This is a genomic window from Thiolapillus sp. (assembly GCF_048562965.1).
Taxonomy (GTDB): Bacteria; Pseudomonadota; Gammaproteobacteria; order Chromatiales; family Chromatiaceae; genus Thiolapillus; species Thiolapillus brandeum_A.
This window is the reverse complement of sequence record NZ_JBHNMF010000196.1, coordinates 1-5,772: the sequence shown is the minus strand read 5'-3', so window position 1 is coordinate 5,772 and position 5,772 is coordinate 1. Positions and strand designations below refer to the sequence as shown.

Below are 5,772 nucleotides of genomic sequence, written 5' to 3'. Positions count from 1 at the left end.
TTCATACATCTTGCGCACGACCTTTAGTCGCAGGTTATCGTCCAATGCAAGTTTGGCCTGGTAGAGCAGCCGGTCGGAGCGCGCACCACCGGGCTGACCGGAGGCATAGAGACGCACCCCCGCCTCTCCCACCCAGACCAGCAGTGTGCCAACATGAGCCGCGAGTTTGACCGCTGCGTGGGATACCCGGGTGCCCGGTTCCAGCATGATACAGGCGACTGACCCCACGGGGATGTGTTTGCGCACGCCATTCTTGTCGATGACGACGAAAGCACCGTCCTTGACATCGATGCGACCGTACCAGACAAAAACCATGGAGACACGCTCTTTCATGGGGATGGGTTTCAGCGGCGGCAGCATAGTTTAGGCGGCTCGCGGCCTAACCTGGCACCGAATGGAAGCCTCCTTTTCCCGGCGTGCCAGGCGCAGGTCGTAGTCTGTTTGAAGGTTGAGCCAGAACTCGGCACTGGTGCCAAAGTAACGGGCGAGGCGCAGGGCTGTATCTGCAGTGATGGCTCGATTGCCATTCAGAATAGCAGTGATACGATTGGGCGGTACATGCAATGCCCGCCCCAATGCGTTGGCAGACAACGCCACCGACTCCATGAATTCCCGGCGCAGCAGCTCGCCCGGTGTGCTCAGGGGGAGTAGATTATCCTTGGCTTTGTTATTCATGGCGTTAGCCTCAATGGTAATCGGTGATCTCCACATCCCGTGCATGACCGTCCTCCCAGCGGAAGCAGATGCGCCACTGGTCGTTGATGCGAATGCTCCACTGGCCTGCCCGATGGCCTCGCAGGGGTTCCAGACGATTGCCCGGCGGTACTTTCAGGTCCTCCAGACCGGTTGCGGCCCCCAGCAGCCGGAGTTTGTCGAAGGCCCGGTGCTGGATATCCGGTGGCAGTCGTCTGGTAACTTTTCCCTGGAATATCCTGGCCGTTGCCTTGTCGCGAAAGCCCTTTATCATGGTAATGATAGTACCTGTTACGTAATGAGTCAATCAGGCACGACGGATCAGCATCAGGCCGCAGCCAAAGGCCTTGGCGCGGCCCAGGCCCTGCTTTAGTGTCGCCAGATAGGCGTCCGGTTCGGTAACGGTGAGGCTGCCCTGAATATCGAGGCTGGTAAAATGCCGCTGATGAGGATCACCAGGTTTCCACACCTTGTGAAAACGGTGGTTGGAAACAAGGCAGTCACCGAGTTGAAAACCGTGCTTTTCCCCCTGTCTGTTCAGCCAGGTGCTGGCGGCCTGGTGATGGATCACGGAGGGCGGCGGCCAGCCCTTACCAAGGGGATCGCTCTTGCGGCAGCTATCAATCCAAGCCTCAATGATGTCCCGGCGGATGCGCCGCTTACCGTGATCATCGGCCTTGCGGGTGACCACGGCATTAACGCGCAGCTGGAATTGCAGACAGTTGCCCGCCTGCAGGCGGGGTTCGAAGGGTCGGGTTTCCACGGTCAGGTTGCCATCACCTTCCAAAGGCTGGCGCGCCGACAGCAGGTAATAGAACGGCGGCTCACCGGGCCTGTCCTCACGCCGGTAGAGAAAGTCCCGCTGCTGGTTGGGTGCCTTGCCGAACAGACGCCAGATCATCTGGTGTTCACGAAACAGATTGCTGGCAATGCCCCGGCGGCACTGGCGGCGGATGCCCTCCCGGGTAAAGTGGATTCGGCTCAGGTACATCATTCACCTCCCAGGCAGACGAATTCATCGCGTGGTGCAAACTGCCAGTGCTGGCGGCTGATGGGCTGGTCGTAACGTGGTGCCTGATAGTCGTGAACCATGCCTGGCTTCATGCCGGCTTCCCAGTAGTAGCGCGATGGCCCGGAGCAGCATTTTGCCAGGCAGGGGGCGACGCAGTAGCTGTCCAGCGCCGCCCTGAGGTGCGGGGCAGGTATCACTTCCGGGTTCAGCGGCAGCGCGGGGGGGCAGGCCTTGCGCCCGAGGTATAGGGGAAACACGGGTTCGAACAGGGTGTCGAGCAGAATCGCTGGGCGGAAGCGCGCGTCATTGCTGGTGACAGCGACGACGCTCACGGCATCCTGCCGATAGCTGCGGAAGGAGAGCATGGTGCCGACCCTGGGTTCGCGCAGCTCGTCGCGCCGGGTCTGCAAGTGCTGCTGCTTTTTCGCCACAGGCGGTACCTGTATAGTGTGAAAGTCCCGCAAGGCCAGGCCGGGCGCGAGCAGCCTTATGCCGAAACGGCAGGCGTTGCTCAAGGCCCGGTGCTCCGCTTCTTCTTCACGGCGAATGCCGAGGGCGGCGGCGAGCAGGCCCAGCAACGCCGAGCGACCGGGGTGGTCGTCACTGGGGCGCTCCTGCCCTACGGCCTGCCCACCCCAGGAGGCCAGGGGCGCATAGAGTTGAAAAACCAGATAGTCGTCCATGACTCAGCCCGCCACAAAGTCGATGATTTCTTTCAGGGTATCGCCTTTGCCGGTATGGGCGTTCATGGCGCGCCGTTCGTCGGCGCAGTCACCGTACATGCGGTCGAAGTTGTCGCACTGTATTTTCAGTGCTTCAATGGCCCGGGTCATCAGGTCGTCGCCACGTACCGGTTTCAGAAACGCCACCGAAAGGCTGCGCGGTTGCTGGCCGCCCTTCTCCGCCAGCAGGTAGGAAGTATAGGCGCGTGAAGCAAAGCTGTTCTGCTTTCCCGTGGGCGCCACCCTGGCCGCCGCTTCGGTGAGTGAAGTGATGGCCCTGTTCGCCAGATCCCCGTCCCCCTGCAGGTTCTCCACCAGCCGGTCACGGTCGATGCAGAGGTACTGGTAAAAAACACCGGCACTGAAACCGGCATCGCCCATGTGCCCCGCGCCGGCATCTTCTTCGTGAGTATTGAGATCATCCACGGCAGTGAAAAAATCGTCCTCAATCTCGACCTGGTTGACGGTAATGGCGTGGGCCACCTGAGCGGCGGCCTCCACATTGAATGCCGGGCTGGCAGCCAGCATGCGGCCAAACAGGGCGATATCCACGGCTTTCGGTTTTTCACGAAGCAGATCCAGTTCTTCCTTTTCAGGCTCGCGATTCTCCGCCGCCAGTGCCTTGGCCAGCGCCATGACCGCCTGCCACTCCTCGGGGGAGACATGGGTAAGCTGTTCGGTCTCCAGCGGATTTTCTTTTTTTACCTTGCCGAAAACGGCGGCGATGGCAGAGGCCCATTTTTCGGCGTCCTTTTCCCTGATGTCCGCGCTAATCAGCTTCCCGTACACTTCTGTTCCCAGCCGTTTGGTGCGCGTACCCTTGAAATCGCCCAGAGCATTCTCGAAATGCTCAGAGGTTCGCCAGGCACGCTTAAGACTTTGTGAAGAAATTCGCAGCCGTTCCGTGCCACCGACGATGGCAGTTTTCGGTCGGCCCAGGTCATCGCGGTTGAGGTTGGAGGGCGGGTAAGCTGTGAGCAGATGCAATTGGATGAATGAGGTCATGGTTGTGGTCTCCTTGATGAATCACTGATTAGGCCTGTAGGCAGGCTTTGTGGCGCGTAATAACCGCGAGCCATGCGGTACCGCCATTGACGGATGCCCTGATAGTTGTCGGGCCATTTATGTTGGGCATGCCAGTGCAGGATCTCATCAGCCAGTTGAATGGGGTCCGCTGTCTTGCCCAGCTGCATGATGGCACGGCGCATCCCCTGGTAGAAATCGTCAGGGGCGCTTGAGGCCAGCAGGCGCCGGAAACGCAGTTCGCTGAACAACGGGGTATCACCGCCGGGTTTGAATCGCCCCAGCAACAGGGCGGTGGGCTGATCACTGAGGTTTTCCACCCAGGTCAGCAGCCCTGCCACGAGCGCCAATCCTTCAGTGTCACCCTTGGTTTTCTGGCACAACCGAAAACAGGCAGGTTCCAGCATCACAGCATCGATCCTGTCACAGCGGCGCAGCCGGGCGCGGTCGCCCCGGTGGTCCTCGTCATGCAGTTCGCTGTGCCATTTCCGAATGGCCTGTTGCCGGTCTGGGTCTTTCAGAATGATGAAGTTCATGGGCATTCTCCTGTTCAAGCCGCCAGTTTCTTGAGCGCGCGGCTGCCATTGAGATGGTGGTTGAGTCCGCCCTTGCCGTCGCGCGCCTTGACCACACGCTTGAGATCGCCGTCTTCGTTGAGGCTGGACAGGGCGTATTGATCGAACAGCTTTTGGGCTTTGTCTTTCAATGTGCGTGCCCAGCTTTTCAACAGGGCGTCGATGGCGTCATCATCGCCGTTCTTCTCGACCAATTGTTGCAGTAGTCGGTAGAAAGAGGTTTCGGTGACCGACCAGAAGTTGGCATCGATGAAGGACATATCCCCTTTGGCATCCTTGGGACGGTCAAACCAGGCACTTTTCAGCGCGGACTTGAGGGTTTTGAGCACATCGGTGGCGGCTTCGATCATGATTTGCGCCTGTTCGGCAATGTCTTCCCGCGCTTCCTGAGTCAGGTTGAACAACGGCATTTCAGTTTCGTACCAGCAGCGGGCCTTCATGTTGTCCATGTCGTAGCCGAAAGCCCACAGGCGGGGGTTGAGGTCGAGTTCCTGTATGCGCTCCTGTCGATCAAAGTAACAGCGCACCACCAGCGCCGGGGTTCGGGTGAACTTGCCCTGTTGCGCGGTGACCGCCAATCCCAGCCAGTGCCGATAGCCCAGCCCGCCGGGCTGTGCCTTGATGGACAAGGGTTCCTTGTTGCTTTCGAAAACATAGGGCGTCAACGGGTGCTGCCAATGGCCTGCATAGTTGATGCCATAGTTTTTGGTGAGGTAGTGATCCACCCGGGAAGTGGCCGGTTGGCCCGTCAGATCGCAACGCCCTTCCTGATCCGATGGCTGGAGACGCATGCGCCGGGGCATGGACCAGTACACCTGCAAGGGGTGGGCATGATTCGGATAGGTTTCCATGCCCTTCTTTTCACTGGTGCGGGTTGACGCCATCCAAGGGAAAATTCGCCCGAGGGAATTGTCCTGATGATCGCCGGGCAATTGCGCCAGATCATCCTTGGTCAGCACATTGAGCCATAGACGCCGCCACAGGCAATCGTTCCTGCTGTTCTCCGATGGCAGGAGCAGGGTGGTCAGTGGCCCGCCGCCGCGCACCGAAACGCGGTGACCCGCACCGCCGGAAGACGCATTGATTTGTAGGGTAAAAAGCGCCAGGGCAGCAGCTTCCGGTGAAAGTTTCCCGATCGCACCCCGTTTGACGAAATGATCCTGGTTATCGCGCAGGGTCTTGCTACCGGGAGCCTCGATAAACAGGGCCGCAATGTCCTTCTGCTCGCCCTCCTCCAGGGTCAGGTCCTGCATGAAAGCCGGTTCACCAACAGAAGAAAACAGGTTGAAGGCCGGCACGAAGGGAGCAAGCGCTTTTTCCAGCGTCTTGGCATCGGGGGGCGCGCCCCACCATTGCCGCCATTCCCTGTGATTTTTCGGCGCAAAAGCGGTTTGCAACAGGCCGACAAGCAACTGGTAGATGGCGCCGCGAAAATCGGCACGGGGGGCCGTTATATCGACAATATCTTCGCGACCCAACGCAGAGACTGAAACAGCCTCTTGGGTTCCGTTCCGTAACGAGACGCTAATCCATTCTGGTTTCAACAGGTTCATCTATAATCCTCTCCCGAGGGCTTGTGATCGAATTCGACATAAAAGTAGCGGCCTAACCGAAGCATGAAGTGCCGGGAAATATTGCGCATCACGCGTTCCCGATACACATTAATCATAATGTATAATCGGTTTGAAAGTCAAGGCAAGCTGTTTTCAGCTGATTCCAGCCATGGAGATCGAAGCGAAGGCTGGTC

At 59.0% G+C, this 5,772-nt stretch carries 8 protein-coding genes; all 8 read right to left on the bottom strand.

Features of this window, described 5'->3' with window-relative positions; translation table 11 throughout:
• The coding region (cas1, locus tag ACOCD2_RS11040) for a CRISPR-associated endonuclease Cas1 (RefSeq protein ID WP_293647686.1) at positions 1-360 on the bottom strand (360 nt) is incomplete at its 3' end.
• A gap of 3 nt (positions 361-363) precedes the next feature.
• Complete coding sequence (locus ACOCD2_RS11035; protein WP_293647685.1) at positions 364-675, bottom strand: HigA family addiction module antitoxin; 312 nt, start codon at positions 673-675, stop codon at positions 364-366.
• Positions 676-685: 10 nt separating this feature from the next.
• Entirely contained in the window at positions 686-967 is a 282-nt protein-coding gene (locus tag ACOCD2_RS11030) for a type II toxin-antitoxin system RelE/ParE family toxin (RefSeq protein WP_293647684.1), read from the bottom strand.
• Positions 968-1,000: 33 nt separating this feature from the next.
• Positions 1,001-1,684, bottom strand: a complete 684-nt coding sequence (cas6e, locus tag ACOCD2_RS11025; protein WP_293647683.1) for a type I-E CRISPR-associated protein Cas6/Cse3/CasE — start codon at positions 1,682-1,684, stop codon at positions 1,001-1,003.
• Complete coding sequence (gene cas5e / locus ACOCD2_RS11020; protein WP_293652660.1) at positions 1,684-2,388, bottom strand: type I-E CRISPR-associated protein Cas5/CasD; 705 nt, start codon at positions 2,386-2,388, stop codon at positions 1,684-1,686. The genes cas6e and cas5e overlap by 1 nt, the downstream gene beginning before the upstream one ends.
• 3 nt (positions 2,389-2,391) lie before the next feature.
• The gene (cas7e, locus tag ACOCD2_RS11015; RefSeq protein ID WP_293652661.1) at positions 2,392-3,432 is read right to left on the bottom strand and encodes a type I-E CRISPR-associated protein Cas7/Cse4/CasC; all 1,041 of its coding nucleotides are present in this window, start codon (positions 3,430-3,432) and stop codon (positions 2,392-2,394) included.
• On the bottom strand, positions 3,429-3,986 hold the full coding sequence (gene casB, locus ACOCD2_RS11010; protein ID WP_293647680.1) for a type I-E CRISPR-associated protein Cse2/CasB: 558 nt from the start codon (positions 3,984-3,986) through the stop codon (positions 3,429-3,431). Before casB ends, cas7e begins: the two co-directional genes overlap by 4 nt.
• A 14-nt stretch (positions 3,987-4,000) precedes the next feature.
• Complete coding sequence (casA, locus tag ACOCD2_RS11005; protein WP_293647679.1) at positions 4,001-5,578, bottom strand: type I-E CRISPR-associated protein Cse1/CasA; 1,578 nt, start codon at positions 5,576-5,578, stop codon at positions 4,001-4,003.
• Positions 5,579-5,772 lie beyond the last annotated feature (194 nt).

Bases quoted from the DNA above. Each gene is read 5' to 3' on its own strand.
- ACOCD2_RS11035 (WP_293647685.1), bottom strand. From the start codon at position 675: ATGAATAACAAAGCCAAGGATAATCTACTCCCCCTGAGCACACCGGGC.
- ACOCD2_RS11030 (WP_293647684.1), bottom strand. From the start codon at position 967: ATGATAAAGGGCTTTCGCGACAAGGCAACGGCCAGGATATTCCAGGGA.
- cas6e (WP_293647683.1), bottom strand. From the start codon at position 1,684: ATGTACCTGAGCCGAATCCACTTTACCCGGGAGGGCATCCGCCGCCAG.
- cas5e (WP_293652660.1), bottom strand. From the start codon at position 2,388: ATGGACGACTATCTGGTTTTTCAACTCTATGCGCCCCTGGCCTCCTGG.
- cas7e (WP_293652661.1), bottom strand. From the start codon at position 3,432: ATGACCTCATTCATCCAATTGCATCTGCTCACAGCTTACCCGCCCTCC.
- casB (WP_293647680.1), bottom strand. From the start codon at position 3,986: ATGAACTTCATCATTCTGAAAGACCCAGACCGGCAACAGGCCATTCGG.
- casA (WP_293647679.1), bottom strand. From the start codon at position 5,578: ATGAACCTGTTGAAACCAGAATGGATTAGCGTCTCGTTACGGAACGGA.